Raw genomic sequence first — 1,983 nt, 5'->3', positions numbered from 1 at the left:
GGCGCACGAAGTGCAGGATGCGCATGACGCGGATGACGCGCATTGCGTGCAGGGGGCCGAGGCGGGCCGGGGCATTCGTCCCTGCCCGCCTCGGCCCCAGTCCGTTCAGATGGCTTTGAATGTCTTCAGGTGGATGCTGGTCTCGGTGGCCGAGATGCCCTTGAGGGTGCGCAGCCTGTCCAGCACTTCGGACAACTGATCGATGGTGGGCACCCGCAGTTCCGCCAGCAGGTCCCAGCGGCCGTTGGTGTCGTGCAGGCCCGCCACCGCGGGTTCGCCCATCAGCAGGTTCACGATCTTGCGGGTTTCGTGGCCTTCCACGGCGATGCTCATCCACGCCACGATGTCGTCCGTTTCTGACTCGGGGCGCAGGCGCACGGTATAACCGACGATGATGCCGCGCTCTTCAAGCTTGCGGATGCGGTTGTCGATGGTGCCGCGCGATACGTCCAGCTTCTTGGCCAGCGTGGCGATGGACAGGCGGGCGTTCGCGCGCAGCAGGCCCAGCAAGCTCTGGTCTAGCGTGTCCATTGTGCAAAGTGCTAATGTTGGCTGTCGAATTGCCAGAATCTTAGCGTTTCGTGTGGAAAGTTGTCACTATGAATTGATTTGGGCATCGGCCAGAATTTCCTTTCCATAACTTGGGGAGAAAAAAATGACGACATTGCTCACGACGTCGGACGTTGCCACCATCGTGGCCCGATACGGCCCGCGCAAGGTTTTCACCGATCTGCTGGACTATGTGCTGGCCGATTTTCTGCGATGGCAAGAATTCGACAAGTGCGCCCGTGTCGCCAGTCATTCCCCTGCCGGCGTCATCGAACTGATGCCCGCCGCCGACAGCGAGCTGTACAGCTTCAAGTTCGTGAACGGCCACCCCGACAACCCGCAAACCGGCCTGTCCACCGTGATGGCCTTTGGCGCCCTGGCGCAAGTCAGCACGGGCGAACCGCTGCTGATCAGCGAACTGACCCTGACCACCGCCCTGCGCACCGCCGTCACGTCGGCGCTGGCGGCACGCGCGTTGGCCCGGCCCGGTTCGCGCTCGATGGCGTTGATTGGCAACGGGGCACAGGCGGAATTCCAGGCCCTGGCATTTCACTATGTGCTGGGTATCGACGTGTTGCATGTGTACGACGTGGACGCCGACGCGACGCGCAAGCTGCAAGCCAACCTGGCCGCCGTCGCCCCGACGCTGCGCGTGGTCGCGTTTGACGGCACCGCGCAGGCGGTCAAGGGGGTGGACATCGTCACCACCGTCACCGCCGACAAGGCCTACGCCACCATTCTGACCGCCGACATGGTCGAACCCGGCATGCACATCAACGCCTTGGGGGGCGATTGCCCGGGCAAGACCGAACTGCATGCCGACGTGCTGCGCCGGGGCGCTCTCTTTGTCGAATACGAACCGCAGACGCGCATTGAAGGCGACCTGCAACAGATGCCCGCGGATTTTCCGGTGACGGAACTGTGGCGCGTGCTGACGGGGCAGGCGGCCGGCCGCCGCAGCGCTGAAGATGTGACCATCTTCGATTCGGTGGGTTTTGCGCTGGAGGACTTTTCGGCCTTGCGCTGGTTGCGCGACAGCGCCGTCCGATTTGGCATCGGCGCCCGCATTGAAGTGGCGCCGCGATTGCAGGATCCGAAGAATCTGTTCGATGTGGTGCGCGCGGCCACTGACGTGAAGGCCGCGCCGGGGCAGCCATAGCCCCGGCGATTCATCAGCAAAGCGCGATCAGGCGGCGCGCGGGGCGTCAGTGGGCGGCGTGCCGTCGTGGAACATCGTCTTGAGCTGCGAGCGCAGCTCTGGCGAGTCGGCGTGCTTGTGTACGGTGGTGGCATGCTGCACGGCGGCTTCCAGCAATTCGTCGTCGGAATCCGCGGCCAGGGCTACCGAGCAATTCATCTCGCTTGGAAACTCACGGCAGTCGATGTATTTGCGGGTCATGATTGTCTCCTTGCGCAGCGCCCAGGGGCGCTTGC

3 protein-coding genes are annotated in these 1,983 nt (G+C 63.7%); 1 reads left to right on the top strand and 2 read right to left on the bottom strand.

The features are described 5' to 3' along the window. Positions 1-105 precede the first annotated feature (105 nt). Entirely contained in the window at positions 106-531 is a 426-nt protein-coding gene (locus YH64_RS07355; protein ID WP_046805562.1) for an Lrp/AsnC family transcriptional regulator, read from the bottom strand. A 124-nt stretch (positions 532-655) separates the two neighbouring features. On the opposite strand from YH64_RS07355, the gene YH64_RS07350 reads away from it, so the two are divergent. After that, entirely contained in the window at positions 656-1,708 is a 1,053-nt protein-coding gene (locus tag YH64_RS07350) for an ornithine cyclodeaminase (protein ID WP_046805563.1), read from the top strand. A gap of 27 nt (positions 1,709-1,735) precedes the next feature. Here YH64_RS07350 and YH64_RS07345 read toward each other — a convergent pair whose 3' ends face one another. Further along, positions 1,736-1,948, bottom strand: a complete 213-nt coding sequence (locus YH64_RS07345) for a DUF1059 domain-containing protein (protein ID WP_046805564.1) — start codon at positions 1,946-1,948, stop codon at positions 1,736-1,738. Positions 1,949-1,983 lie beyond the last annotated feature (35 nt).

The sequence above is a fragment of the Achromobacter sp. LC458 genome, assembly GCF_001005835.2.
GTDB classification, from domain to species: domain Bacteria; phylum Pseudomonadota; class Gammaproteobacteria; order Burkholderiales; family Burkholderiaceae_B; genus Achromobacter; species Achromobacter spanius_B.
Note: the sequence above shows the minus strand (reverse complement) of the source record. Positions and strands in the feature narration are given on the sequence as shown.